Annotated in this window: 20 protein-coding genes and 2 pseudogenes; 8 read left to right on the plus strand and 14 right to left on the minus strand. The window is 71.3% G+C overall.

Annotated features, from left to right (window positions below):
- Positions 1 to 6: 6 nt before the first annotated feature.
- The gene (locus tag AB0F29_RS03570) at positions 7 to 3393 is read left to right on the plus strand and encodes a BTAD domain-containing putative transcriptional regulator (RefSeq protein WP_361867170.1); all 3387 of its coding nucleotides are present in this window, start codon (positions 7 to 9) and stop codon (positions 3391 to 3393) included.
- A gap of 39 nt (positions 3394 to 3432) precedes the next feature.
- Here the strand turns inward: AB0F29_RS03570 and AB0F29_RS03575 are convergent, their stop codons facing one another.
- From AB0F29_RS03575 to panB, 3 genes are all read right to left on the minus strand, one after another.
- Positions 3433 to 4293 carry an ABC transporter permease gene (locus AB0F29_RS03575; RefSeq protein ID WP_361867171.1) on the minus strand — a complete coding sequence of 287 codons (861 nt, stop codon included), beginning with the start codon at positions 4291 to 4293 and terminating at the stop codon, positions 3433 to 3435.
- Entirely contained in the window at positions 4290 to 5303 is a 1014-nt protein-coding gene (locus tag AB0F29_RS03580) for an ATP-binding cassette domain-containing protein (RefSeq protein ID WP_361867172.1), read from the minus strand. Before AB0F29_RS03580 ends, AB0F29_RS03575 begins: the two co-directional genes overlap by 4 nt.
- 185 nt (positions 5304 to 5488) lie before the next feature.
- A complete protein-coding gene (gene panB, locus AB0F29_RS03585) occupies positions 5489 to 6388 on the minus strand; it encodes a 3-methyl-2-oxobutanoate hydroxymethyltransferase (protein WP_361867174.1) in 900 nt (299 codons plus the stop codon).
- Between the two features lie 202 nt (positions 6389 to 6590).
- Between panB and AB0F29_RS03590 the strand changes: the two genes are divergently transcribed.
- The 4 genes from AB0F29_RS03590 to AB0F29_RS03605 all read left to right on the plus strand — a co-directional run bounded on the left by AB0F29_RS03590 (position 6591) and on the right by AB0F29_RS03605 (position 11773).
- Positions 6591 to 8204 carry a DHA2 family efflux MFS transporter permease subunit gene (locus tag AB0F29_RS03590; RefSeq protein ID WP_361867175.1) on the plus strand — a complete coding sequence of 538 codons (1614 nt, stop codon included), beginning with the start codon at positions 6591 to 6593 and terminating at the stop codon, positions 8202 to 8204.
- A 181-nt stretch (positions 8205 to 8385) separates the two neighbouring features.
- A complete protein-coding gene (locus AB0F29_RS03595; RefSeq protein WP_361867177.1) occupies positions 8386 to 9051 on the plus strand; it encodes a TetR/AcrR family transcriptional regulator in 666 nt (221 codons plus the stop codon).
- Positions 9052 to 9252: 201 nt separating this feature from the next.
- A complete protein-coding gene (locus AB0F29_RS03600) occupies positions 9253 to 10278 on the plus strand; it encodes an endonuclease/exonuclease/phosphatase family protein (RefSeq protein ID WP_361867179.1) in 1026 nt (341 codons plus the stop codon).
- A 262-nt stretch (positions 10279 to 10540) separates the two neighbouring features.
- Positions 10541 to 11773 carry an MFS transporter gene (locus tag AB0F29_RS03605; protein ID WP_361867180.1) on the plus strand — a complete coding sequence of 411 codons (1233 nt, stop codon included), beginning with the start codon at positions 10541 to 10543 and terminating at the stop codon, positions 11771 to 11773.
- Positions 11774 to 11964: 191 nt separating this feature from the next.
- Here AB0F29_RS03605 and AB0F29_RS03610 read toward each other — a convergent pair whose 3' ends face one another.
- From AB0F29_RS03610 to AB0F29_RS03635, 6 genes are all read right to left on the minus strand, one after another.
- Positions 11965 to 13719, minus strand: a complete 1755-nt coding sequence (locus AB0F29_RS03610) for an NAD+ synthase (RefSeq protein WP_361867181.1) — start codon at positions 13717 to 13719, stop codon at positions 11965 to 11967.
- A gap of 121 nt (positions 13720 to 13840) precedes the next feature.
- Positions 13841 to 15517 carry a multicopper oxidase family protein gene (locus AB0F29_RS03615; RefSeq protein ID WP_361867182.1) on the minus strand — a complete coding sequence of 559 codons (1677 nt, stop codon included), beginning with the start codon at positions 15515 to 15517 and terminating at the stop codon, positions 13841 to 13843.
- Between the two features lie 88 nt (positions 15518 to 15605).
- Entirely contained in the window at positions 15606 to 16091 is a 486-nt protein-coding gene (locus tag AB0F29_RS03620) for a hypothetical protein (protein WP_361867184.1), read from the minus strand.
- Between the two features lie 131 nt (positions 16092 to 16222).
- The gene (locus tag AB0F29_RS03625) at positions 16223 to 16648 is read right to left on the minus strand and encodes a CBS domain-containing protein (protein WP_361867186.1); all 426 of its coding nucleotides are present in this window, start codon (positions 16646 to 16648) and stop codon (positions 16223 to 16225) included.
- Positions 16649 to 16820: 172 nt separating this feature from the next.
- Entirely contained in the window at positions 16821 to 17540 is a 720-nt protein-coding gene (locus tag AB0F29_RS03630; RefSeq protein WP_361867762.1) for a DUF305 domain-containing protein, read from the minus strand.
- A 53-nt stretch (positions 17541 to 17593) separates the two neighbouring features.
- Positions 17594 to 18286, minus strand: coding sequence for a DUF3105 domain-containing protein (locus AB0F29_RS03635; RefSeq protein WP_361867187.1), 693 nt, complete (start codon positions 18284 to 18286; stop codon positions 17594 to 17596).
- A gap of 289 nt (positions 18287 to 18575) precedes the next feature.
- Here AB0F29_RS03635 and glnA point away from each other — a divergent pair, with 289 nt between their 5' ends.
- Positions 18576 to 19937 (plus strand): type I glutamate--ammonia ligase, encoded by a 1362-nt coding sequence (gene glnA / locus AB0F29_RS03640; protein WP_003969536.1) that lies wholly within the window; start codon positions 18576 to 18578, stop codon positions 19935 to 19937.
- A gap of 426 nt (positions 19938 to 20363) precedes the next feature.
- On the opposite strand, the pseudogene AB0F29_RS03645 reads toward glnA, so the two are convergent.
- From AB0F29_RS03645 to aac(6'), 3 genes and pseudogenes are all read right to left on the minus strand, one after another.
- Positions 20364 to 20675, minus strand: a pseudogene (locus tag AB0F29_RS03645) (aminoglycoside phosphotransferase); the annotation flags it as partial.
- Between the two features lie 109 nt (positions 20676 to 20784).
- Positions 20785 to 21270, minus strand: a pseudogene (locus AB0F29_RS03650) (transposase family protein); the annotation flags it as partial.
- Between the two features lie 89 nt (positions 21271 to 21359).
- Entirely contained in the window at positions 21360 to 21833 is a 474-nt protein-coding gene (aac(6'), locus tag AB0F29_RS03655) for an aminoglycoside 6'-N-acetyltransferase (RefSeq protein WP_361867189.1), read from the minus strand.
- 884 nt (positions 21834 to 22717) lie between these two features.
- Between aac(6') and AB0F29_RS03660 the strand changes: the two genes are divergently transcribed.
- A complete protein-coding gene (locus AB0F29_RS03660; protein ID WP_361867191.1) occupies positions 22718 to 22819 on the plus strand; it encodes a glutamine synthetase in 102 nt (33 codons plus the stop codon).
- 184 nt (positions 22820 to 23003) lie between these two features.
- Complete coding sequence (locus AB0F29_RS03665; RefSeq protein ID WP_361867192.1) at positions 23004 to 23300, plus strand: hypothetical protein; 297 nt, start codon at positions 23004 to 23006, stop codon at positions 23298 to 23300.
- 161 nt (positions 23301 to 23461) lie between these two features.
- Here AB0F29_RS03665 and AB0F29_RS03670 read toward each other — a convergent pair whose 3' ends face one another.
- Together AB0F29_RS03670 and AB0F29_RS03675 are read right to left on the minus strand one after the other, a co-directional pair.
- Positions 23462 to 23758 (minus strand): hypothetical protein, encoded by a 297-nt coding sequence (locus tag AB0F29_RS03670; RefSeq protein WP_361867193.1) that lies wholly within the window; start codon positions 23756 to 23758, stop codon positions 23462 to 23464.
- Positions 23759 to 23974: 216 nt separating this feature from the next.
- Positions 23975 to 24313 (minus strand): hypothetical protein, encoded by a 339-nt coding sequence (locus AB0F29_RS03675; protein ID WP_018958162.1) that lies wholly within the window; start codon positions 24311 to 24313, stop codon positions 23975 to 23977.
- Positions 24314 to 24350: the final 37 nt, after the last annotated feature.

The following is a 24350-nucleotide window of genomic DNA, read 5'->3' on the forward strand; positions in this document are numbered from 1 at the left end:
GGGCCCGTGCGCTACTGCATCCTCGGCACCACCCGGGCAATCCGCGACGACGGCACGGCCGTCCCCCTCGGCGGGGCGCGGCTGCGCGCCCTGCTCACCGTGCTCGCGCTGCGCCCCGGGCGGACCGTCCCCGCCGGAGTGCTCGTCGACGAGGTGTGGGACGGCGACCCGCCCGCCGACGCGGCCGGCGCCCTCCAGGCCCTGGTCGGGAGGGCGCGGCGGGCCCTGGGCCGGAGCACCGTCGAGTCCGTGGCGGGCGGCTACCGGCTCGCCGCCCCGCCGGACGCCGTGGACCTGCACCGCTTCGAACGCCTGGCGGGGGAGGGAAGCCGGGCCCTGGAGGAGGGCGACGCTTCGCACGCCCTCGCCCTCCTGGGGCAGGCCCTCGCCCTGTGGCACGGGCCCGCCCTCGCCGATCTGCCCGACCGCGCGGCGGAGGCGTCCCGCTGGGAGGCCCGCAGGCTCGACGCGCGACGCGCCGGGTTCGGGGCTCTCCTCGCCCTGGGGAGAGCGGGGGAGGCACTGCCGGAGCTGGCCGTGCTCTGCGACGCCCACCCGCTCGACGAACCGCTCCAGGTCCTGCGCATCACGGCCCTGCGGGACGCCGGGCGCCCCGCCGAGGCGCTGGCCGCGTACGAGGAGGTCCGCACCCTGCTCGACGACCGCCTCGGCACCGCCCCGGGGCCGGGGCTGCGGGCCCTGCACACCGAACTGCTCCACCAGGAACCGGCCGCGCCGCCCGCGCCGGGGCCCGCACCCCGCGCCGCCCCGCCCGCCATGGGCGCGGCCCTCTCGGCGACCCCACCCCCCGTCCCGGCCCCGCCCGGGAACCTCCGGGCCCGGCTCACCAGCTTCGTCGGCCGCGACAGCGACATCGCCGCGCTCCGCGACGACCTCGCCCGGAGCCGGCTCGTCACCCTGCTCGGCCCCGGCGGCGCGGGCAAGACCCGGCTGTCCCAGGAGACCGCGGAGGCCGCCGCCGCGAGCTGGCCCGACGGCGTCTGGCTCGCCGAGCTGGCCCCGGTCGACGACCCGGACAGCGTGCCGGAAGCCGTCCTGTCCGCCCTCGGCGCCCGTGAGACCGTGCTGCGCGGGGCGGGGGCCGAGGAGCTGCGGGCCACCGACCGCACCGGCGCCGACCCCCTCGTACGCCTCACCGAGCACTGCGCCCCGCGCCGGATGCTGCTCCTCCTCGACAACTGCGAGCACGTCGTCGAGGCGGCGGCCGCCCTCGCCGACCGGCTGCTGACCCACTGCCCGCAACTGACCGTCCTCGCCACCAGCCGCGAACCCCTCGGCGTGCCGGGCGAGTTCGTCCGCCCCGTCGACCCGCTGCCGGACCCGATGGCGCTGCGCCTGCTCGCCGAGCGCGGGGCGGCGGCCCGCCCCGGCTTCCGCACCGACGCGGACGGCGCGACCGCGGCCGCCTGCGCCGAGATCTGCCGCCGCCTGGACGGGCTGCCGCTCGCCATCGAGCTGGCCGCCGCCCGGCTGCGGATGCTCACCCCGCGCCAGATCGCCGACCGGCTCGACGACCGCTTCCGCCTCCTCACCAACGGCAGCCGGACCGTCCTGCCCCGCCAGCAGACCCTGCGCGCCGTCGTCGACTGGTCCTGGGACCTGCTGGACGTCGCCGAACGCGCCGTGCTGCGCCGGCTCTCCGTCTTCGCCGGAGGCTGCTCCCTCGCCGCCGCGGAGGAGGTCTGCGCCCTGCCCGCATCGGCCGACGGCGTCGCCGTCGACTCCCTGGACGTCGCCGCCCTGCTCGGGTCGCTGGTCGACAAGTCCCTCGTCGTCGCCGTGCCCGGCGACGACGAGGAGATGCGGTACCGGCTGCTGGAGACGGTCGGCGAATACGCCGCGGAGCGCCTGGAGGAGGCCGCCGAACGGGACTCCGTCGAGCGGCGTCACCTGGTCCACTACCGGGAGCTGGCCCGCACCACCGGGCCGAAGCTGCGCGGCGCCGGGCAGCGGGATGCCATAGCGCTCTTCCAGCGCGAGTACGAGAACCTGCGCACGGCGCTTCGCCACGCCGTCGCCGCCCGGGACGAGCAGGAGGGGCTCTGCCTGGTGCTGTCGATGGCCTGGTACTGGATGATGCGCGATCTCAACACCGACGCCCGCCAGTGGGGCGGGGCGGTGGCCGCACTGGGCCCCGACCCCTTCGCCCCGCCCGGCGTCCAGGCTCCATCGCTGCTGGAGCGGGCCACCGACCGGCCTCCGCCCTGGGAGCCGGAGCAGGTGGCGGAGGCACGGCGGGGTGTGGGGCTGATCCAGCTGGTCAGCATGGACCACGCGATGGAGGAGTGGCTGACCCCGCAAGGCCGGGAACGGATGGACATCATCAGCCGCACCTACCGGGCCGGGCAGCCGCAGACCTGTCGTGCTCCCGGTTCGCTCTGGATGTTCGCGATCCTGCTCACCGGAGAGGTCGACGAGCTGCGCGAGTTGATGGACGAGACGGTCCGGGCCTCCCGGGAGTTCGCTTACGAGTGGGAGCTGGGCGCCGCGCTGGAGATGCGGGCCAAGATCCTGGCCAACCGCCCCGACTGGGCGGGCGAGGCACTGGCCGACGCCGACGAGAGCCTGGAGATCTTCGCGCGGCTCGGTGACGACTGGGGCGCCGCCGAGTCGCTCTCCTCCCGGGGCGAGGCGAACGAGCGAGCAGGTCGTTTCACCGCCGCCACCGAGGACTACCTGGCCGCGATCGGCTATGCGCAGACGCTCGGCGCCCGGTCCCAGGTGGCGGTGTTGCGGGCGCGGTACGCCGGGGTCCTCACCGAACTCGACCGGTTCGAGGAGGCCGAAGCCATCCTGCGCGAGATCGTCGACGGCGGCCGGTTCTCGGGACACGAGGCGATGCCGACCGCCCGCCTGCACCTGGGCTTCCTGCTCGGACGTCAGGGGCGTCTGGCCGAGGCTCGCGAGCAACTGGCGCTGCTGCGAAAGGAGTTCAGCTCCCGCACCGTCGGTGTCTTCGACGGATTCGTGCTCGGGGTGCTGGCCTGGCTGGACAACCTCGAAGGCGCGTACGCTTCCGCGCTCGACGTCGCGCTGGCCGCCCTGGGCCGTTCCCAGGACCGGATCTCGGCCATGATGGCCCCGTTCATGGCGTCCATGCAGCTGACGACCATCGCCCGTGCGCTGGCGGGGCTGGACGGAGCGGGGGCCCCGGAGGCCGCCGCCCGGCTCCTCGGCCTCCAGGCGGCGCTCCTGCCCGCCGGGCACCTGCCGACCACGCTGGAGCGCCAGGCCCTCGACGACGCAAAGCAGGCCGTACGCGCCCGGATCGGCGACGAGACGTACACGGCGGCCTACCGGGACGGCGCCGACCTCACACTGGAGGAGGCCGCCGCCCTGGCGGAGACGTACCGGAGCGGCCCCCCGGCGTAACGCTCCCGCGATCAGGCCCGCTTGTGCGGGCCCTTTCGCTCAGGCCTTCTTGCGGAACTTGGACACCGCCAGCGGAGCCATCACCAGGGTGATGCCCGCCGCCCAGGCGAGCGTCACCCAGACGGAGTTCGCGACCGGGCCGCCCATCATCAGGCCCCGCACCGCGTCGGCCAGATTGGACAGCGGGTTGTAGTCGGTGAACGTCTGGAGCCAGCCCGGCATGGTCGTGGGCGGCGCGAAGATGGAGGATCCGAACTGCAGGGGCATCAGCACCAGCATTCCCATCCCCTGGACCGCCTGGGCCGTCTTCATGGCCAGCCCGAGCACGATGAAGATCCACATGATGGCGGCGCCGAACACCGCCGACAGCGCGACCGCCGCCAGGAGCCCGAGCACGGACGTGCCGAGGCTCATGCCGAGGGCGAAGCCCATCGCGAGCAGGATGGCGATGGCGACCATCATCCGGCCCAGCTCGACCACGATCTTGGCGATCAGCACCGAGGACCGGGCTATCGGCATCGTCCGGAACCGGTCCATGACCCCCTTGCGGAAGTCGTCGTTGACCCCGGTGCCGACGGCCATGGCGATGTTCATGCCCATCATCGCCATCAGCCCGGGAACCAGATAGTTCAGGTAGTCCTGCCGGTCCCCGCCGAGGCTGCCGCCGACCGAGCCGCCGAAGACGTACACGAACAGCAGCGTGAAGATGATCGGCATCAGAAGGACGTCGAACATCGACTCCGGGTCCTTCTTGATCTGGAGCAGATTGCGTCGCGCCAGCGCCCCGATGTGCCGCAGATTGGCCCGCAGACCGATCCGGCCCTCGTCGGCCACCGGCCGCTTCGACGGCGCGGCGCCCGCGGTCCCGGCGGGAGCGGGGGTCAGTGTCGTGGTGCTCATGCGGCGACCTCCTGGGGAGCCTGGTCGGAGAGGGGCGTGGCCATGTCGCCGGTGATCGCGAGGAACACCTCGTCGAGGCTGGGCAGGGCGGTCGCGACATGGGCGAGGGAGAAGCCCCGGACGCCCAGCAGCCCGATGACGGCGGTCAGTTGCTCGTCGCTGAGGATCGGCACGTACAGCAGGCCCTCGTCCGGCACCGCCTGCGCACCGGCGACGCCGTCGAGGCCCGCCTCCCGGATCGCCTGCGCCATCGCGGCCAGCTCCGCAGGGTCCGACGGCCGGATCTGGAGGGTGCGTCCGCCGACCTTCGCCTTCAGCTCGTCGACCCCGCCCCGGGCGATGATCTTCCCCCGGTCGATCACGGTCAGCTCCTTGGCGAGCTGCTCCGCCTCCTCCATGTACTGGGTGGTGAGCAGTACGGTCGCGCCCTCGGCGACCATCCGCTGCACCTCGTCCCAGACCTCGTTACGGGTCCGGGGGTCGAGCCCCGTCGTCGGCTCGTCCAGGTAGAGCACGGACGGGCTGCCGATCATGGAGGCGGCCAGGTCGAGCCGGCGGCGCATCCCGCCGGAGTACTCCATGCAGGCCCGTTTGGCCGCCTCGGTGAGCGAGAACCGCTCCAGCAGCTCGTCGGCGCGGGCCCGTGCCTTCTTGCGGGGCAGATCGAGCAGCCGCCCGATCATGTAGAGGTTCTCCCAGCCGGAGAGCTTCTCGTCGACCGAGGCGTACTGCCCGGTGAGGCCGATGGTGCGGCGGAGCTGCCGGGGCTGCCTCACCACGTCGAAGCCCGCGACGACCGCGTGGCCGGAGTCGGGGGTGATCAGGGTGGACAGGCAGCGTACGAGGGTGGTCTTGCCCGCGCCGTTGGGGCCGAGCACACCGAGGACGGTGCCTTCGCGGACGTCGAGGTCCACGCCGTCCAGTGCTTTGGTCTCGCCGTAGTGCTTGACCAGCCCCCGCACCTCGACGGCGTTCCGGCCGCTGCTGGGGTTCTTGTCGATTCGTTCCATGTCCACCAGCAGACCAGCGCCCACCGACAGCTCGCCGACAGGCCGCCGACACGGCCCGGAACCGGACACCGGATGGGCGACAGCCCGCCGATGGGGGATGTCGGCGGGCTGTCGGTGGTGCGGGAAATGGCTGGTGGGCGCGGGACGAAAGAGCGTCGGAAGGCCCGCGGGTCAGTGCGCGGGCATCAGTGGAAGGTGTGCTCCGGTGCCGGGAACGTGGAGCCGACGACCTCGTCCGCGAACTCCTTCGCGGCGTCGCCGAGCACCTGGCGCAGGTTCGCGTACTGCTTGGTGAAGCGCGGCACCTTGCCGCCGGTCAGCCCGACCATGTCCGTGTAGACGAGGACCTGGGCGTCGGTCGCGGAACCGGCGCCGATGCCGACGGTCGGGATGTGGAGCGTACGGGTGACCTCGGCGGCCAGCTCGGCGGGGACCAGCTCCAGCACGACGGCGAAGGCACCCGCGTCCTGCACGGCCTTGGCGTCGCGCAGCAGCTGCTGGGCGGCCTCCTCGCCGCGCCCCTGGACCCGGTAGCCCATCGCGTTGACGGACTGCGGGGTCAGGCCGATGTGGCCCATGACCGGGATGCCCGCCTCGACCAGCAGCCGGATCTGCTCGTGGGACCGCTCGCCGCCCTCCAGCTTGACCGCGCCGACGCCCGACTCCTTGACCAGCCGGGTGGCGTTGCGCAGCGCCTGGACGGGCCCCTCCTGGTAGGAGCCGAAGGGCAGGTCTCCGACGACGAGGGCGCGCTTGGTGCCCCGGACGACGGCGGCGGACAGCATGGCGATCTCGTCCATCGTGACGGGCACGGTGGTCTCGTAGCCGAGGTGGCAGTTGCCCATGGAGTCCCCGACGAGCATGACCGGGATGCCGGCCTCGTCGAAGACGGACGCGGTCATCGCGTCGTAGGCGGTGAGCATCGGCCACTTCTCGCCGCGCTCCGTGGCGGCGGCGATGTCGTGGACGGTGATGCGGCGGGTGGACTTCCCTCCGTACAGCGCCTTGCTGCTGTCGGCGGACGCACCCGCGGGGGAGGAGGTGCCCGTGGGGGAAGACGGATTCTGTGCAGCCTGAAGCGACATGGCCGGTGGCTCCTTCGTCATCTCGAGGCGCCCTGACGGCGTCCCCGGATCCCTTCCATGGTGGCATCCCGCCCCGCCACTCGGGAAGTGGGCCCGCACGTGTGTCCGAACGACGGCCGACGGGGAACCGACGGGGAACCGGCGGGGAAACCTTTAACGATACGAGACGGTATCGTATCGAAATTGGGTTAGGGTCGTCCGCATGTCCCTACCGTCCGGCGCTCCCGCCGCCGCGCCCCGTGTTCCCGAGGCGATCCACCGCCGCCGCTGGTGGATCCTCGCCGTCCTCATGTTCAGCCTGCTCATCGTGGTGCTGGACAACTCGATCCTGAACGTCGCGGTCAAGACGATCGCGAGCCCCGCCCCCACCGGCATCGGCGCCACCCAGAGCGAGCTGGAGTGGGCGATCAACTCCTACACGCTCGTCTTCGCCGGGCTGCTGTTCACCGCGGGTCTGCTCGGCGACCGGATCGGCCGCAAGAAGGTCCTCCTCGGCGGCATCCTGGTCTTCGGCGTCGGCTCCGCACTGGCCGCCTTCTCCGCCTCGCCCGGTGAGCTCATCACCTGGCGTGCGCTGATGGGCTTCGGCGCGGCCTTCGTGATGCCCGCCACCCTCGCCGTCCTGATGAACGTCTTCGAGCGCGACGAGCAGCCCAAGGCCATAGGCATCTGGGCGGGCAGCGTCGGGCTCGGCATCGCCATCGGCCCGATCACCGGCGGGCTGCTCCTGGAGCACTTCTGGTGGGGCTCGATCTTCCTGGTGAACGTCCCGGTGGTCGTGATCGCCCTCGTCGCCATGGCGGTCCTGGTCCCCGACTCCCGCGACCCGAAGCCCGGCAGGGTCGACCCCGTGGGTGTCGCACTGTCCATCGTGGGCCTGGTCCTGCTGGTGTACGGGATCATCCGGGGCGGCGAACTGGCCGACTTCACCGACACCACCGTCCTTCTCGCCATCGTCGGCGGACTGCTGGTGCTGGCCGGATTCGTCTGGCACGAGAAGCGCAGCAGCCACCCGGCCATCGACGTCACGTACTTCCGCGAGCCCGCGTTCTCCGCCGCCGTCGCCGCCATCGCGCTGGTCTTCTTCGCGCTCATGGGCGTGACCTTCTTCTCCGCCTTCTACCTCCAGAGCGTGCGCGGTTACACCGCCCTGGAGTCGGGCCTGCTGATCGTTCCGCTCGCCGCCGCCCAGATGATCTTCGCGCCCCGGGCCCGGCTGGTCGTCGACCGCTTCGGCGCCCGCGCGGTCTGCACGGTCGGCATGCTGCTCGTCGCCGCCGGACTCGCGTCGTTCGCCCTGTTCGACACGGGTACGCCGGTGTGGGTGATGTGCCTCGTCTTCTTCGTCCAGGGCACCGGGATGGCGCACATCATGCCGCCCGTCACCGTCGCCGTGATGCAGGCCCTGCCCCGCGAGAAGGCCGGTTCCGGATCCGCCGTCAACAACACCTTCCGCCAGGTCGGCGGGGCGCTCGGGATCGCGGTGCTCGGCTCGGTGCTCTCCACCGTCTACCGGGGCGATATCGAGGGTCACCTCGGCGCCGTCCCGGCCGGGGTCAGGGAGGTGGCGGGCGAGTCCATCGAGGCCACCCTCGGCGTCGCCGGGAAGCTCGGCCCGGTGGCCGGAAAGCCGCTGGTCGCCGCCGCCAACGACGCGTTCATCAGCGCCATGCACGTGACCGCGCTCGGCTCGGCGGCCGTCGCCCTGATCGGCGCCGTCGTCGTCGGCCTGTTCCTGCCCGGCCGGACCCCGGCGGCGACCGGGGCCTCCGGGGCCGCGGAAGTCCCGCCCGCGAAGGAGAGGCTGCGCCGCTGACGCCCGGTGCGCCAGGGGCGGGCCCGGTGAGAACCGGGCCAGGCGGGCCCCGTGAGCCGCGGTCGGCCCCTGGCGCCGTCGCTCCGGCCCTCCCGGGTCGGCGAGAATCGAAGCGGTGTGCGTACCGGGGCGACAGCCTCGGACGTACGCGGGACGACAGCGCGGCGAGAGGCGGCTTCAGGTGCAAGGCCAGGACGGCGAGCGGGACCGGTGCGGGGCACGGGACGGGGGCGAGCCGCCGGCCGGGGCGGCGGATCCGGAGCCCCGCCGCGGACGGCCCCGCTCCGCCGCGGCGGAGCGGGCGATCCTGGACGCCGTCATCGCCCTCCTGGAGGCGGGCGAGCCACTGGCGGGCCTCTCCATCGAGCGCATCGCGCGCACCGCGGGCGTCGGCAAGGCCACCATCTACCGGCGCTGGAGCGGAAAGGAGGAGCTCTTCGTCGACGTCGTACGCGACATGGAGCCCACCGACCCGCCCGTCTCCGGCACCGCCGGACTCGCCGACGTGCGCGTGATGCTGGAATCGATGCGCACCCGGGGCCTCGCCCAGCGTTCGTCGGTGCTCCTGGTCAACATCTTCGCCCAGATGAAGAGCCATCCGAAGCTGTGGGAGGAGTACTTCGGCACGGTGATCGCTCCCCGGCGGGTCGCGATGCTGGAGGCGGTGCGGCGCGCCGTCGCCGCCGGGGAACTGCGCGAGGACCTCGACGTGGAACTGATCGACGACCTGTTCGTCGGCCCCCTGCTCGTCCGCACGGTGCACCGCCCCGACGCGCCGCTCCCCGAGGACCTCGTGGACCGCGTCATCGCCGCCCTGCTGGGAGGGCTCGCCCCCGTACGAGTGTGACCGTTCTGTCACAGCAGCCCGCCGGCCGGCCCCGTACCGGAACCCGTCGTCCCGCCTCCGTCGTCCTGCTTTCCGTACGGGCACTCCGTACGGTCGTGGGGACGCCGGGCGGGTCCGTGGGCCGACGGCCGGAAAGACGCCGCTCATCGCCTAGGGTCGAGGGCGCGGCGATGTGCAGGGCAAGGCAGTGAGGACAGCGCGATGGTGCAGGCGTACGGAGCGGACACGGACCACGGCAGCGCGGGGCAGCCGGAGGCCGGCGGGTCCCGCTTCCGGGGCCTGTGGGACAGACTGAGGTCCGACCGGGGCGTCTGGCGGCGCGGGATCGTGCTGGCCCTCTGCTCGGTGCTGCTGACCCTGCTGATGATCGTCCACGCGCAGATCCCCAACCGGCTCGGCAACCTCGGCAGCCTCGTCGAGACGTTCCTGCCGTGGGTCGCGCTCTTCATCCCGGTACTGCTGGTTCTCGGCCTGCTGCGGCGCTCGGCGACCGCCGTGATCGCGCTGCTGCTGCCCGCCGTGGTCTGGCTCAACGTCTTCGGGGGCCTGCTCACCGACAAGTCCGGCGGCGGCGGCGACCTCACCGTCGCCACCCACAACGTCAACGCCGGCAACCCCGACCCCGACGGCACCGCCCAGCAGGTCGCCGGTTCCGGGGCGGACGTCGTGGCCCTCCAGGAACTCCCGGGCAGGCAGGTCTCCACGTACGAGAAGTCGCTGGCCGACCGCTACCCGTACCACTCCGTCCAGGGCACCGTGGGCCTGTGGAGCAAGTACCCGCTGGCCGACACCAAGCCCGTCGACATCAAGATGGGCTGGACCCGGGCGATGCGCTCGACGGTCAGGACCCCGCAGGGCGAGGTCGCGGTGTACGTCGCCCACCTGCCGTCCGTCCGCGTCAAACTGCACGCCGGCTTCACCGCCAACCAGCGCGACGCCAGCGCCGACGCGCTCGGTGAGGCCATCGCCGACGAACGGGTGGAACGCGTCGTCCTGCTCGGCGACCTGAACGGCACGATGAACGACCGCTCGCTGAACGCCGTCACCGCCCAGATGCGCTCCACCCAGGGCGCGGCGGGCGACGGCTTCGGATTCAGCTGGCCGGCCTCGTTCCCGATGGCCCGGATCGACCAGATCATGGTCAAGGGCGTCGAGCCGTTGGCCTCCTGGACCCTCGCGGCGACCGACAGCGACCACCTCCCGATCGCGGCCCGCGTGGAGCTGTGACGCATCCGGCGGGCCGGGTGGGCCCACGGTGGGTCCGGTGGGCCGGGTAGGTCCGGTGGGGCGGCCGCAACGAGCCGTTCACCTGCCGGTAGGCGCCCCGGCATAACCATCTGCGAGAATTTGTTCCGGTAACTTACATATGGCGTGAGCCGTTGTCCGGCACCCCGCGTGCCCCGGCAACGGCTTCCTGCTGTTCCCGGCTGCGACGCCCCGCGCCGCCACGCTTCCCCAGCCTCCCGTTCCGATGAAAGGTCCCCTCCCCATGCCCCTGGCTCTCCTCGCCCTGGCCGTGAGCGCCTTCGGCATAGGCACGACGGAGTTCGTCATGATGGGGCTGCTCCCCAATGTGGCGGACGACCTCGGCACCTCCGTGCCCACCGCCGGACACCTCGTGTCGGCGTACGCGATCGGCGTCGTCCTCGGTGCGCCCCTGCTCACCGGCCTCGGCTCACGGGTCCCGCGCAAGCGGATGCTCCTGCTCCTGATGGCGCTGTTCACCGTCGGCAACCTGGCCTCCGCGCTCGCCCCGGACTTCGGCTGGCTGATCGCGGGCCGCTTCCTCGCCGGCCTCCCGCACGGCGCGTTCTTCGGCGTCGGCGCGGTCGTCGCCGCCCGGCTGGTCTCCGAGGGCCGCCAGGCGCGAGCCGTCGCGACGATGTTCCTCGGCCTGACGGTGGCGAACATCGTCGGCGTACCGGCCGCCACCCTGCTCGGCCAGCACCTCGGCTGGCGGGCCACCTTCCTCGTGGTCGCGGCGATCGGCCTCGCCGCGATGGCGGCCCTCACGCGCCTGGTCCCCCACATCCCCGTCGAGGCGCACCAGGACGTCCGCCGCGAACTGCGCGCCCTCGGCAACCGTCAGGTGATCCTCGGCCTGCTCACCGCCGTCTTCGGCTTCGCCGGGGTCTTCGCGGTGTACTCGTACCTCTCGGCCATGACCACGAAGGCGATGGGCTTCGGCGAATCCTCGGTCACCCTGGTCCTGGCCCTCTTCGGCATCGGGATGACCCTGGGCGCCCTGGCCGCGGGCCCCCTCACCGACCGTGCGCTGCGCCCGACCCTGTACGGATCGCTCGGCGCGCTCGCGGTGATCCTGGTGGTGTTCCCGTTCACGGTGCACGTCCCGTGGGCGGCGCTGGTGATGGTGGTGCTGCTGGGCGGATTCGGCTTCATGACGACGACCCCGCTCCAGATGCTGGTGATGAACAAGGCGAAGGACGCCCCGACGCTGGCCTCCGCCTCCAACCACTCCGCGTTCAACCTGGCCAACGCGGGCGGCGCCTGGCTGGGCGGCGTGGCCATCGCGGCGGGCTGGGGCTGGACGTCCCCGGCCCTCGTGGGCGCGGTGCTGGCAGTGATCGGCCTGGCAGTGGCGGCGACAGCGGGCTACCTGGACCGGGACGCGTCCCCGAAATCCCGCGTGGTGGCGGCCCAGCAAGCCCGTCCGGCGCTTGAGGACAGAACCGGCACCCGTTCCAGCCCGTCCGGCGTTTGAGGACGGAACCGCTTCGCCGGGCGGACCGGCATCCACGCCGGGGCCGCATCTCCAGCCCGTCCGGCGCTTGAGGACAGAACGAAGCGCCGGACGGCCCCGGCAGCCACGCGTGGCCGCCGCACAACCCAGCCCGTCCGGCGCTTGAGGACGAAGGCGGCCACCGGACGCCCCCGGCAACCGCCCGCCACCCGCTACGACGATTCGCGCCAGCGACTCGTGATCGGCAGCCGCCGGTCCTTCCCGAACCCCTTGGGCGAGATCTTCGTCCCCGGCGGATACTGCCGCCGCTTGTACTCGGCCGCGTCCACCATCCGCAGCGTCTTCGCCACCAGCTCCGCGTCGAACCCGGCCGCCACGATGGCGTCAAGACCCTGGTCCCGGTCGACGTACATCTCCAGGATCGCGTCCAGGACGTCGTAATCCGGCAGCGAGTCCGTGTCGACCTGCCCCGGCCGCAGCTCCGCGCTCGGCGGCTTGGTGATCGAGGCCTCCGGGATCGGCGGGGTCTGCCCCCGCTCCTCGGCGGCCCGGTTGCGCCACTTCGCCAGCCGGAAGACCGACGACTTGTAGACGTCCTTGATCGGCCCGTACGCGCCGACCGCGTCCCCGTACAGCGTGGAGTAGCCCACCGCCAGCTCGGACTTGTTGCCCGGCGCCAGCACGATCTGCCCCTCCTGGTTGGACAGGGCCATCAGCATCGTGCCGCGCAGCCGCGCCTGGAGGTTCTCCTCGGCGAGCCCGGTGAGCTGGAGCGACCCCATGTACGCGTCGAACATCGGCTCGATCGGCACCGTACGGAAGTTCAGCCCGGTCCGCCGCGCCAGCTCGGCCGCGTCGCCCTTGGAGTGGTCCGAGGAGTACTTCGACGGCATCGAGACCCCGTACACGTGCTGGGCGCCGAGCGCGTCGCAGGCGATGGCCGCGCAGATCGCGGAGTCGATGCCGCCGGAGAGGCCGATCAGCACACTGCTGAAACCGTTCTTCGCGGCGTACGCACGCAGCCCGACGACCAGCGCGGAGTAGATCTCCTCCTCGTCGCCCAGCCGCTCCGCGTACCCGCCCGCCAGCTCCGGCTCGTACGCGTCCACGGGCCGGTCGGACAGCACCACGTGGTCGATACGCAGCCCGTCGTCCACCACACCGGAGGGCGCCACGGCCTCGGCGGCGGGCAGTTCCAGATCGAGGATGACGCTGCCCTCGGAGAACTGCGGGGCGCGGGCGATGACCTCGCCCTCCTTGTCGACGACGATCGAGTCGCCGTCGAAGACCAGCTCGTCCTGGCCGCCGATCATCGCCAGATAGGCCGTCGTGCAGCCGGCCTCCTGGGCCCGCTTGCGGACCAGCTCCAGCCGGGTGTCGTCCTTGTCCCGCTCGTACGGCGAGGCGTTGATCGACAGCAGCAGCCCGGCCCCGGCGGACCGGGCGGCCGGGACGCGCCCGCCGTCCTGCCACAGGTCCTCGCAGATCGCGAGGGCCACGTCGATGCCGTGGATCCGGACGACGGGCATCGAGTCGCCCGGCACGAAGTACCGGAACTCGTCGAACACCCCGTAGTTCGGCAGGTGGTGCTTGGCGAAGTTGAGCGCGATCCCGCCGCGGTGCAGCACGGCGGCGGCGTTGCGCGGGGAGCCGGCGGGCTGCCCGTAGCGCGCCGCGGCGTGCTCGGAGCGGTCCAGGTAGCCGACGACGACCGGCAGTTCGCCGAAGCCCTCCGCGTCGAGCCGGGCGGCCAGCGCGCGCAGCGCCTGACGCGAGGCCTCGACGAAGGACGACCGCAGGGCCAGGTCCTCGACGGGGTATCCGGTCAGCACCATCTCGGGGAACGCCACCAGGTGGGCGCCCTGCTCGGCGGCGTGCCGGGTCCAGTGGACGATCGCCTCAGCGTTGCCGGCGAGGTCACCGACGGTGGAGTCGATCTGATTCAGTGCGAGGCGTAGTTGAGGCACGGAGCCCAGTGTAATCGTCTTTCTGACGCGATGTCCCGGCGGGCCGGGCAAAATCTGCTCCGGCCCGCCGAAACCGCAGGTCGAAGCGGCTATCAGCTCCGACCCACCGAGGATCGCGGGGTCAGCCGCGATACCCGATGACCGTCATCATCCCCGCCTCGGCGTGGTAGACGTTGTGGCAGTGGACCATCCACAGCCCCGGGTTGTCCGCGTCGAACTCCACGGTCAGCGACCGGTGCGGCAGCACGATCGCGGTGTCCTTACGGGCCCCGGCGGCGTTCCCGCCGAGCGCGAAGGTGTGCCCGTGCAGATGGAGGGGGTGCCACATGGCCGTCCCGTTGTCGAAGACGACCCGCACCCGCTCGCCCGCCTCCACGGGCCGCCGCTGCTTCGCGCTGTACGGCTGACCGTCGAAGGCCCAGTCGTACTTCGCCATCCCGCCGGTGAGCCGGATCCGGATCGTCCGGTCCGGCGCGCGGGAGGCCAGCGCGACCGAGGGGTCCGGCACCAGCCGCCCCGCCTCCACCAGCTTCCCGTCCAGCTCCTTGGGCCGCACGGAGGCGGCGGGCGCGGCACCGCTCCCGGTCCGCAGCACGGCCAGCGCCGACGCCTCCTTCTTCCCGGCCTTCTTCCCCTCGGCCAGCGCGGTCAGCGGGAAGACCCCGTCGCCGGCGGTGACGAGGACGTCGTACCGCTCGCCCATCCCCAGCAGCAGCGCGTCACCCGTGGTGTGCCGGACCGGGAACCCGTCGGTGTGCGTCACGGTCATCCGGTGCCCGCCGAGCGCGACCCGGAAGGCGGTGTCGCCACCGGCGTTGATGATCCGCAGCCGGATGCGGTCGCCGGGCCGCGCGGAGAAGGAGGACGGGTCCTGCGGCACCCGCCCGTTGACCAGGTAGTGCGGGTAGGCCACATCACCGGCGTCCCCGCCGAGCAGTTCGCTGGTGGCCCCCATCATCATCCGCGAGGGCCCGTCACCGCTCCCGTCCGCCGTGTCCTTCCCGTCCTCCGTGCCCTTCCCGTCCGCCGTGTCCTTCCCGTCCTCCGTGCCCTTCCCGTCCGCCGTGCCCTTCTCGTCCCCCTCGCCAGACATGGTGTGCGCGCCGTGGTCCATCCCGCCGCCCATGCCCCCGGACAACTCCTTGAGGACGGCGTCCGGAGTGGAACCGTCCACCCCGTCGACCCAGTCGTCGAGGACGACGACCCACTCCTTGTCGTACGCCAACGGCTCCTTCGGGTCCTCGACGATCAGCGGCGCGTACAGCCCCCGGTCCTGCTGGACGCCGGAGTGGGGGTGGAACCAGTACGTCCCCGGGTGCGGCACGGCGAACCGGTAGGCGAAGTCGGCCCCCGGCGCGATGTCCCGCTGGGTCAGCCCGGGGACCCCGTCCATGTCGTTGCGCAGGGCGAGGCCGTGCCAGTGCAGGGACGTGGGCTCCGGCAGATGGTTGGCGAGGGTGAGGGCGAGCGTGTCGCCGGCCGTCACCCGCACCTCGCGCCCGGGAAGCCGGTCCCCGTACGCCCAGGAGGCGACGGTCCGCCCGCCGCCGAGGTCGAGCCGGGCCCGGGTGGCGGTGAGGGAGACCTTGCGCACGGGGCCGGAACCGCGCGCCGCCTCCGCCGCCTCGACTTCCTTGCCGCCGGGCGAGACGTACGTACCGGAGTCCTGCGCTCCGCCGGGGGAGTGGCCTCCGGTGTGATCGCCGCCGCCCCCGTCGGAACAGGCGACGAGGGCTCCCGTGCCGGCGACGGCGAGAGCGGCGCCGAGCACGGCGCGTCGAGTGGGTTGCGTGGGCATGCCGAATACACCTCTGAAGAACGGAAGAACTTGAAGAACTGAAGGGCTGTTACTGCTGGAAGAGAGGGCGGAGGTGAGACGCCCACTCCTAAATACGCAGCACCGAGACGCTGTCGAGCACCGATATCCGGGGCGGCGGAATCGGCCGCAGGGCCCGCAGCAGCCCCGCACCCACCGGCGTACCGAGGGGCCGTCCGTCGGCGCGGAGGCCGAGCAGCCAGGAACCGAGGAGAGCGAGGCCCCAGGCGCCGAGGACGGCGAGGCAGACGGAGAGCGGATCCATGCCGCTCATGGGCGCGCCGGAGCCGGGGGAGTCGTGCGGTGACTGCTGAGCCTCTTGGGCCTGCTGGGGCTGTTGGGCATCGGCGACGCCGGGAGCCGGGGCGAGACCTGCGGCCTGATCCTGGCCAGGGGCCTGGGTCAGGTGCTCGGCCATGGCGGCAGGAGGGGGCGACGAACCGCCGTGCTCCGCCGGATGCCCGACCGTGTGCATGGTGACGATGCCGAACAGCAGAGCGGCGAACAGCATCAGCTGCCCGTACGTCACGCTCCTGCTCCGCGTCCTGCCCGCCATGCGGGCCACCCTACCCCTGGCGGGTATACGGCCCCGGGGTGGGGGCGACCCGGCACCTTCTGATCACCTTGCCATCACTCCGCCTGAGCGGGTGGAGCGGGGAGGGCACCGGGCCGTCGTCGTACGGGCGCTCAGCTGCGGGAGTAGACCCTCTCCGCCCACCCCGCGATCTGCTCCTCGGTGAGGTGCTGCGCGAGGTCGGCCTCGCTGATCATGCCGATGAGCTTCTTGTTCTCGACGACGGGCAGTCGGCGGATGCGATGGGTCTGCATCTCCTCCAGGACCGCGTTCACATCGGCCTCCGCCTCGATCCAGCGGGGCGTGCCCTGCGCGAGATCGCCCGCCGTGACCTTCGCCGGGTCGTGGCCCTTGGCCACACAGCCGACGACGATGTCGCGGTCGGTGATGATGCCGACCATCCGGTCGGAGTCACCGTTGGCGGACACCGGGAGCGCGCCCACGTCGTGCTCGCGCATCAGCTGCGCCGCACGGTCGAGCGTCTCGTGGGCCGGGATCCAGCGGGCCCCGCTGTGCATGATGTCTTTGGCGGTCGTCATGGGGGATTTCCTCCTGCGTGCCGATGGCACTGCCGTACGGCCCCGAGCGCAACCCATCGTCACCAGCCCGCCGGGGCCGCGCGACCGCAATCACCCGTTCGGGTGCGCCAGCGCGAGGACGCAAGCTGACGCACCCGTCGTACGGGCCCCGAGCCCAGGGCCCGGGCCCGGCTCAGGGGCGAGGCTCGGCACCCCGCTCGGCCAGCATGTCCCGCATCAGCCCCAGCTCGGACTGCTGGCCCTCGACCATGCCCCGGGCGAGCCGCTGCTCGGCCGGGACCTCGCACAGGGACGCACAGGCCTCGGCCATGTCGACGCCGCCCTTGTGGTGGTCCGTCATCAGCTGGAGGAAGAACACCTCGGCCTCCTCGCCGTCGAGACGGCCGAGCCGCGCCAGCTCGGAGCGGCTCGCCATGCCGGGCATGAGCACCCCGTCCGCACCGGCACCGGAACCCGCCTCGGTGCCGCCCGAGCCGTGCCCGCCGTGCTCGTGCCCGCTCGTACCGGCCATCCACGCCATGGGCTGCTCCCCGCCCGGGGCGACCTTCGGCAACTCCCACAGGTCGAGCCAGCCCATCAGCATGCCGCGCTGGTTGGCCTGGGTGTTGGCGATGTCGTAGGCGAGACGGCGTACGTCCTCGTCGTCGGTGCGGTCGCGGACGATGAACGACATCTCGACGGCCTGCTGATGGTGGACGGCCATGTCCCGGGCGAACCCGGCGTCGGCGGACGAGGCCCCCGGAACGCGAACAGACGCGTCCCCCGCTCCCGAGCCGCCCCCGTCCCCGTCGCCCCGCGCGGAGGCGACGGTGGCCGCCCCCACGAAGAGCAGAGCGAGGGCCACTGCGGCACCGGCCGCCCGGCGGACACGCCGGGTCTTCCGCCGCTCCACGAGGGCGTGCGAAGCCTCGACGGCGTCGTCCTCGGCCGCCCGCTCCCCGGCCGTCACTGCGGCACCGTGGCCAGCCCGCCGGTGCAGGGCGCGCCGGGCTCGGGGGTCTGCGCGCCCTGGACGTACTGGGCGAGGAACTGGTCCACTCGCTTGTCGTCGGCGGAGTCGACGGCGACCTGCTTGCCCCAGGCGCTGAGCATGATCGCGCCCTCCTGACCGGCGTACGGGCTCATCAGCGTGAACGGGGTCTTCTTGACGCGCTCGGCCAGCGCGGCGACATCGGCGTCGGCGGCCTTGCCGTTGTAGGTGACCCAGACCGCGCCGTGCTCCAGGGAGTGCACGGCGTTGACGTCCGGGAGGGCCTTTTCGTATACGTCGCCGTCGCAGTTCATCCAGGACTGGTTGTGGTCGCCGCCCACCGGAGGCTTCATCGGATAGTCCACCGAGCCCGCCACGTGCTGGCGGCCGAGCTTCGCCGCGTCCCAGGACCTCAGCCCCTCGATGGCCCCGCCCGTGGCGTTGCCGTGGGAGTCGCCGTGACCGCCCGGGTGCTTGCCGTCCTGGGCCGCCGAGGCGTCGGCGGACTTCTCGTTCGCCTCGGAGTTCTCCAGCAGCAGGTACGAGCCGAAGGCGACGAGACCGGCCACGACGGCAGCGCTCAGCCCTATGGCGATGGCCCGGTTGCGGGTGGCGCGGGCGCGCGGGTCGGGGGCCTGCGGCTGGGGGAACCGGGGGTCGAAGCTCATGTCGTCGAGTCCTTCTGCGAAGGGGCCGGGAAGAGGGGGGACGGCCCGTGAACCGATGCGCGCGGACGGCCGGAAAACCGGGAGAAAAGCCGGGCGGAAAGCCGGGCGGAAAGGCGGCCAGTGCTCAGCTGCCGCCCCCGTGCGCCACGGTCGCCGATCGTAGTGGGTGGCCGAGTGCTCTCTCTCACACCGTGTGCGTAATCTGGGGGAAATCCCGGGTCGCGATACTGAAGTGTCCCCCTACCCCGGGCGGTGGAGCACGGGCCGTCTGAACTGCAAGGATGTGGCAATGGACAAGCAGCAGGAATTCGTCCTCAGGACCCTTGAGGAGCGCGACATCCGCTTCGTGCGGCTGTGGTTCACCGACGTCCTCGGGTTCCTCAAGTCCGTCGCCGTGGCTCCGGCCGAGCTTGAGCAGGCGTTCGACGAGGGCATCGGCTTCGACGGCTCGGCGATCGAGGGCTTCGCCCGAGTGTACGAATCGGACATGATCGCCAAGCCGGACCCGGGCACCTTCCAGATCCTGCCCTGGCGCGCGGAGGCCCCCGGCACCGCGCGGATGTTCTGCGACATCCTGATGCCGGACGGCTCCCCGTCCTTCGCGGACCCCCGCTACGTCCTCAAGCGCATCCTCGCCAAGACGTCCGACCTCGGCTTCACGTTCTACACCCACCCCGAGATCGAGTTCTTCCTGCTGAAGAACAAGCCGGTCGACGGCACCCGCCCGACCCCGGCGGACAGCTCGGGCTACTTCGACCACACGCCGCAGAACGTCGGCATGGACTTCCGCCGCCAGGCGATCACCATGCTCGAATCGATGGGCATCTCGGTCGAGTTCAGCCACCACGAGGGCGCCCCCGGCCAGCAGGAGATCGACCTGCGGTACGCGGACGCGCTCTCCACGGCGGACAACATCATGACGTTCCGTCTGGTGATGAAGCAGGTGGCGCTGGAACAGGGCGTGCAGGCCACGTTCATGCCGAAGCCGTTCTCGGAGTACCCGGGTTCGGGCATGCACACCCACCTCTCCCTCTTCGAGGGCGACCGCAACGCCTTCTACGAGTCGGGCGCGGAGTACCAGCTCTCCAAGGTGGGCCGCTCCTTCATCGCGGGCCTGCTGACGCACGCGGCGGAGATCTCGGCCGTCACCAACCAGTGGGTCAACTCCTACAAGCGCATCTGGGGCGGCTCCTCCCGCGCGGCCGGCGCGGGCGGCGAGGCCCCCTCGTACATCTGCTGGGGCCACAACAACCGCTCCGCCCTCATCCGCGTCCCGATGTACAAGCCCGGCAAGACCGGCTCGGCCCGCGTCGAGGTCCGCTCCATCGACTCCGGCGCCAACCCGTACCTCACCTACGCGGTCCTGCTCGCCGCGGGCCTCAAGGGCATCGAGGAGGGCTACGAACTCCCGGCCGGCGCCGACGACGACGTCTGGGCCCTCTCCGACGCCGAACGCCGCGCGATGGGCATCGAGCCGCTCCCGCAGAACCTGGGCGAGGCGATCTCGCTGATGGAGAAGAGCGAGCTGGTCGCGGAGACACTGGGCGAGCACGTCTTCGACTTCTTCCTGCGCAACAAGAAGCAGGAGTGGGAGGAGTACCGCAGCGAGGTCACGGCCTTCGAGCTGAAGAACCTGCTGCCGGTGCTGTAGCCGCGGGTCAGCGGCTCGGAGAACGCACTGCGGGCGGGTCGCCTCGGTCCAACCGAGGCGACCCGCCCGCAGTCATGAGCAACTCTGGTCCGGCCAGGGGCCGTCAGGCCCGGACGGGGGGTTCACGCACATGGAGGATGAGGGGGGCGGGGATCCACGGCTTGCGACATAGTCCCGAGGTGGCTCCCGGGGACCTTTATGCCCACCCCCCTTGACCGCGGACCTCGAAGGTTCTCTGACCGGTCTCTATCCACCGGGCAATCTAGCAAGGGGCACTGACAATCATCCGGGCCCAGGAGGAGCGACGGTGCATCCGCTCCCCGGCACTAGGTGGAGGAAGAGCACCGACATTTCCTCCCGGCATGCACTACATGCAGGAACCAACCGGGCACGCGCCAGTCCGCATCGACCCGCGTGGGCTGCTGTTCAGGCAGCTCTGCGGTGTGTGTGCCAGGCGCTGGCGGCAGCCGCGAGGCGCAGGGCCCACGGGTCGGGGCCGCCGTTGCTGATCTCGGACCAGAGAGCGGCGTTGGCGGTGGCGAAGGCGGTGATGCCCTCGGCGGGGGCGGTGTGCCAGGAGGGGATCTCGGCGGCCCACTGTTCGGCGGATACGGGTGTGTGACCGGTGGCGATGAGCCAGATGATCCAGTAGCCGGCGTCGAGCCAGGCTGCTCCGCGGGTTGCCCAGGCCCAGTCGACCAGACGGGCTCGATCGCCCTGGTGGGCGTGGTCGTCGAGGCCGATGCGGGCGGTGGCCATGGGGCTTCACTCTTCCTCGGGTGCGGACATGTGGGTGCGCAGTGGTGCGGGGGCTTCGGGTCGAAGTACGTCCCGAAGCCCCATGGGTCTTCATCGTGTTCTGCTTCTTCTCGCCGGAGACGAACGCACAGCGGCCCGGCCGGTGGGCTATCGGGCGGCGAACCTGGGTCCCGGTACCGTCGATCCGCAAAGTGACGTCCTCGACGTCGGCGTAGGCGAACACGTCCGCGAGGGTGCGCAGCCGAAGCCCTGGCCGGCCGGGGACGGCGAAGCCGCGGCTCGCGAGCAGCGGACGGATCTCACCGATCGCCTCGGTGACGGTGGAGCGGCCCACCCCATACAGCTCGGCAAGCGCGGCGTGCGGGAACTGGCTGCGCAGATGGACCAGAGTGACCAGCATCCGGTCGGTGAACACCAGCTTGTGCCTACGTCCGGCCCCGGCTTGGCGTCGGCGGTCTCCACCGCGCCGGTCATGCAGCGCGGACTCCCTTCGCGCTTGCCAGGGGGCGGCCAACTTCTCGATCAAACCGCCGAGATGCGCGGTGCAGATGCCACAGAAGGCAGAGTGGGACAAGGCTGCGCGGGCCCACTTCGTCTTCACACCCGAAGAACCCGGGCGGCCCTTGTCACGTCACGCCCCGCAGGATTCGAGGGTCAGTCGCGTCAGGCCAGCTCGTCTGCGAGCAGATCCATCAGCAGGCCGTCCCGCCAGGCACCTGTGCCGTGGTCGCGCTCGTACGCTCGCATGACCCCCACGGGTTTGAACCCGATCTTGCGGTAACAGCGGATCGCCGCGGTGTTGGCCGCGGCGGGATCGATGGTCAGCCGGTGATGGCCGCGGTCCTGGACCAGCCAACGTGCCAGCGTACGCACCGTGTCGGCGCCAAGCCCCTTCCCGTGGCGCCCCGCCGTCAGGAAGATATCGATGCTGGCGTGGCGGAACTCGGGATCGGTCTCTTCGTCAAACTGGACGGCGCCGATGACCTCACCCTCGAAAATCACAGCCAGCATGTCCTCATAGCTGTCCGGAGGCGACCACCACGCCGCGACTTCCGGTTCTCGTACGACCTCCTCGAGGATCTCAGTATCGTCATCGGTCACCGGCCGCAGCACGACCTTGTCCCCACGCAGCTCCATGCCCTCATTCTCTCCGAGTGGTGAAGGCCTCTTCAGCCCATGCGGCCCTTCGCCACGTCACGAGCTGATCCGCTCCATAGCCGACCACGTCGTAAGTGGTAGGCCCGCGTCGTAGGCGGGTTTCAGCCTCGTGAAGCCCAGCAAGCGCATCCCTTATGGCGCCTATGTCCATTGAACTGCGTGGATGGACGCGGAATTGCGATGGTCGTAAGTTTCTGGCGAGAAAGGTAGTCGAGATATGCCCAGTTCAGAAGCCTGTAGAGAGGTCTGCATGTGGAGGTGGTGCGCACTTTTCCGGTGTGGTCAGAGCCGGACCGGAGCGCTTCTCGAAACAAGCGGAGGCGGGCGCGTCCACTGCTAGCTTCGTGGCTCAAAGAAGGCCCCATCCGAGTCTGGGGAGACGTGACGGATGGGGCCAACCAGTGCAGCTCGGGTGAGCTACCACCAGAAAAGGATGAGATGGATCACCAACTCACACCTGTTCAGTCAGAGCCTACTCAATGAGTCAGTAGCAGAACTATGACGGTTGCAGCAGTCATGGTGGGGGCTGGCACGTTCTTCGCCGGATGCGCAGCGATTATCAGCACGTGGACCGGCGCACAGGAGCAGCGCAACGCTTGCCTTGCTCCGGGTCGGTACAGCGGCGAAGTACAGCAACAGGAGCGACCGCAAGCGACCAGCGCAGTCCGAAGGTTGCAGTTGGGCCAGCCAGCAACGCTTGAGTAGTCGCCTCGCCCTGAGTCCACATCGAGTGGCAACCGAGATTGACGACTGGTACCACGGAGTCGCTTCTCGGGGCCGTGGAAGTGCGCTCGGCGCCAACCAATGCCGATAGCTCAAGAGCGGGTTACCGCGCTGATCGATGACATGGCCGCAGGTCAGAAATGCTGGCAAGCCACTTCCTCCGCAACAAGAAGCAGGAGTGGGAGGAGTACCCCAGCGAGGTCACGACCTTCGAGCTGAAGAACTTGTTGCCGGTGCTGTAGTAGCGGTGCCGGGCGGGGAGCCCTCGCCCGGCACTGTGATCGGGCCGATGTATGCGGGATCGGGCCGACGGAAGCGGGCCGTCGGCCTCGACGCGTTCTTCCGATGCCGGGCGGTCCGCGCTCTGCCTGTCCATCTGGCAGGATTCTGGTTCCGTGGTCGCGAGCGGGCGATACAGTCCGTGTCGTGGACATACCCGACTGGTTCCTCTGGGCCGTTCTCGGCTTTGCCGTCTTGCAGGCGGCCGCTCTTGTCCGGATTATTCGCCGCTTGCGCGAATCCGACCGCGCCGTGCGCTCCCTGGCGCGTCTCGAACTGCTGGACGCCGTCAGCACCTTGATGTTCATGACCGGCCTGGTGCTGAGTCTCGCAGTGGCGGCGTCCTGGTTCTGGCTCCTCCTCGCCGGCTTTGCCCTCATGATCGTCGTCTACGCCGTGAAGGGCCTCGAACTCCTCCGCGCCCGCCGTCGCACTGTGGCTTGACCCTTGGTAATGCTCAAGGGGATGGCATTTCGCGTCCGAACCCTTTGGCGACCCCCCCACAGGATCGACCGGTCCGGGGCGCGGTCGAGCCTGTGGTGGGCGGTAGCGGGGCCGGATCTTCGCCATCCGGGGCGGGCGCGGGCCAGGCGTGGCCGGAAGGGTTAAACCGGCGGCGTACCCGGCGGTGATGGCGCCGGTGGCGGGTGGGGCAGCGGAGGGCCTGGGTCGGGTGGGGTCTTCGGGGGGCCGCTCCCGTGTTTGCCGTCGTTCAGGACCTTTCGGGGCGTCAGGCCGTAGATGCCGAACGGCGGGAAGAGGTCGACGCGACGCGGGTAGGCGCCCTCCGCGCACTCCTCGCAGAGCAGGTCGCGGCCGGTGGGGGTATGGCGGGCGGCGGTGACCGGGGCGTTCCAGCATGCCTCGCAGTCGAGGACGTCCGTCGTGGAGAGGGCGATCATCCTGGCCTCCCGGGTGGTGCCGATAACGCCTGGTGGGTCCTGCCCATCAGGTGCCTCCGTCTCTGGTGAGGGGGTGCTGGCAACCAACCCGGCCCGGCTGTTGTTCTGCCGAGGAGCGGACGGCCGGGGCCGGGTCGGATCAGGGGGTTCGCCCGGCTGCGCGCCGTCCGTTCGCCGTGGTCGCGCGCCATTCGCGCCGGCGTCCCGCGCCGCCTCTCATCGGCGGGTCTCCCGCCAGACGCGGACGAGCTTCGCCGCGTCGGGGCAGATCGTGCCGGTCCGGCACGCGGTGCAGGTCAGGGTGTGGCCGAGCAGGGCGCGGTACGCCGTGTCCGGGGATTCGGTCGTGGTCACGTTCGCCTCTCTGCTGATCTCGGCCCACACGTATTCGGCGGTGCGGTTGAGCGTGTGGCCGTAGCGGTCCGCCGTGGCCAGCGCGGCCAGGACGGCCGAGTGTGCGGTCGCGCTCAACTCGGAGGGGAGATCGGCCTCGACGCGGAAGGTGTCCAGGCCGGTGGTGAGGCGCGGTTCGGTGCCCGTGGCGGCGGCGAGCATGCCGGTCAGCGCCGCGGCCCGCGCTTGTGCAGAGCGC

This window comes from Streptomyces sp. NPDC026589 (genome assembly GCF_040638385.1).
Lineage (GTDB): Bacteria > Actinomycetota > Actinomycetes > Streptomycetales > Streptomycetaceae > Streptomyces.

What these genes read in the sequence shown, in the direction of transcription:
- AB0F29_RS03575 (WP_361867171.1), bottom strand. Translation starts at nt 4,293, where the DNA reads ATGAGCACCACGACACTGACCCCCGCTCCCGCCGGGACCGCGGGCGCC.
- AB0F29_RS03580 (WP_361867172.1), bottom strand. Translation starts at nt 5,303, where the DNA reads ATGGAACGAATCGACAAGAACCCCAGCAGCGGCCGGAACGCCGTCGAG.
- panB (WP_361867174.1), bottom strand. Translation starts at nt 6,388, where the DNA reads ATGTCGCTTCAGGCTGCACAGAATCCGTCTTCCCCCACGGGCACCTCC.
- AB0F29_RS03590 (WP_361867175.1), top strand. Translation starts at nt 6,591, where the DNA reads ATGTCCCTACCGTCCGGCGCTCCCGCCGCCGCGCCCCGTGTTCCCGAG.
- AB0F29_RS03600 (WP_361867179.1), top strand. Translation starts at nt 9,253, where the DNA reads ATGGTGCAGGCGTACGGAGCGGACACGGACCACGGCAGCGCGGGGCAG.
- AB0F29_RS03605 (WP_361867180.1), top strand. Translation starts at nt 10,541, where the DNA reads ATGCCCCTGGCTCTCCTCGCCCTGGCCGTGAGCGCCTTCGGCATAGGC.
- AB0F29_RS03615 (WP_361867182.1), bottom strand. Translation starts at nt 15,517, where the DNA reads ATGCCCACGCAACCCACTCGACGCGCCGTGCTCGGCGCCGCTCTCGCC.
- AB0F29_RS03620 (WP_361867184.1), bottom strand. Translation starts at nt 16,091, where the DNA reads ATGGCGGGCAGGACGCGGAGCAGGAGCGTGACGTACGGGCAGCTGATG.
- AB0F29_RS03625 (WP_361867186.1), bottom strand. Translation starts at nt 16,648, where the DNA reads ATGACGACCGCCAAAGACATCATGCACAGCGGGGCCCGCTGGATCCCG.
- AB0F29_RS03635 (WP_361867187.1), bottom strand. Translation starts at nt 18,286, where the DNA reads ATGAGCTTCGACCCCCGGTTCCCCCAGCCGCAGGCCCCCGACCCGCGC.
- glnA (WP_003969536.1), top strand. Translation starts at nt 18,576, where the DNA reads ATGGACAAGCAGCAGGAATTCGTCCTCAGGACCCTTGAGGAGCGCGAC.
- AB0F29_RS03660 (WP_361867191.1), top strand. Translation starts at nt 22,718, where the DNA reads ATGCTGGCAAGCCACTTCCTCCGCAACAAGAAGCAGGAGTGGGAGGAG.
- AB0F29_RS03670 (WP_361867193.1), bottom strand. Translation starts at nt 23,758, where the DNA reads ATGATCGCCCTCTCCACGACGGACGTCCTCGACTGCGAGGCATGCTGG.
- AB0F29_RS03675 (WP_018958162.1), bottom strand. Translation starts at nt 24,313, where the DNA reads ATGCTCGCCGCCGCCACGGGCACCGAACCGCGCCTCACCACCGGCCTG.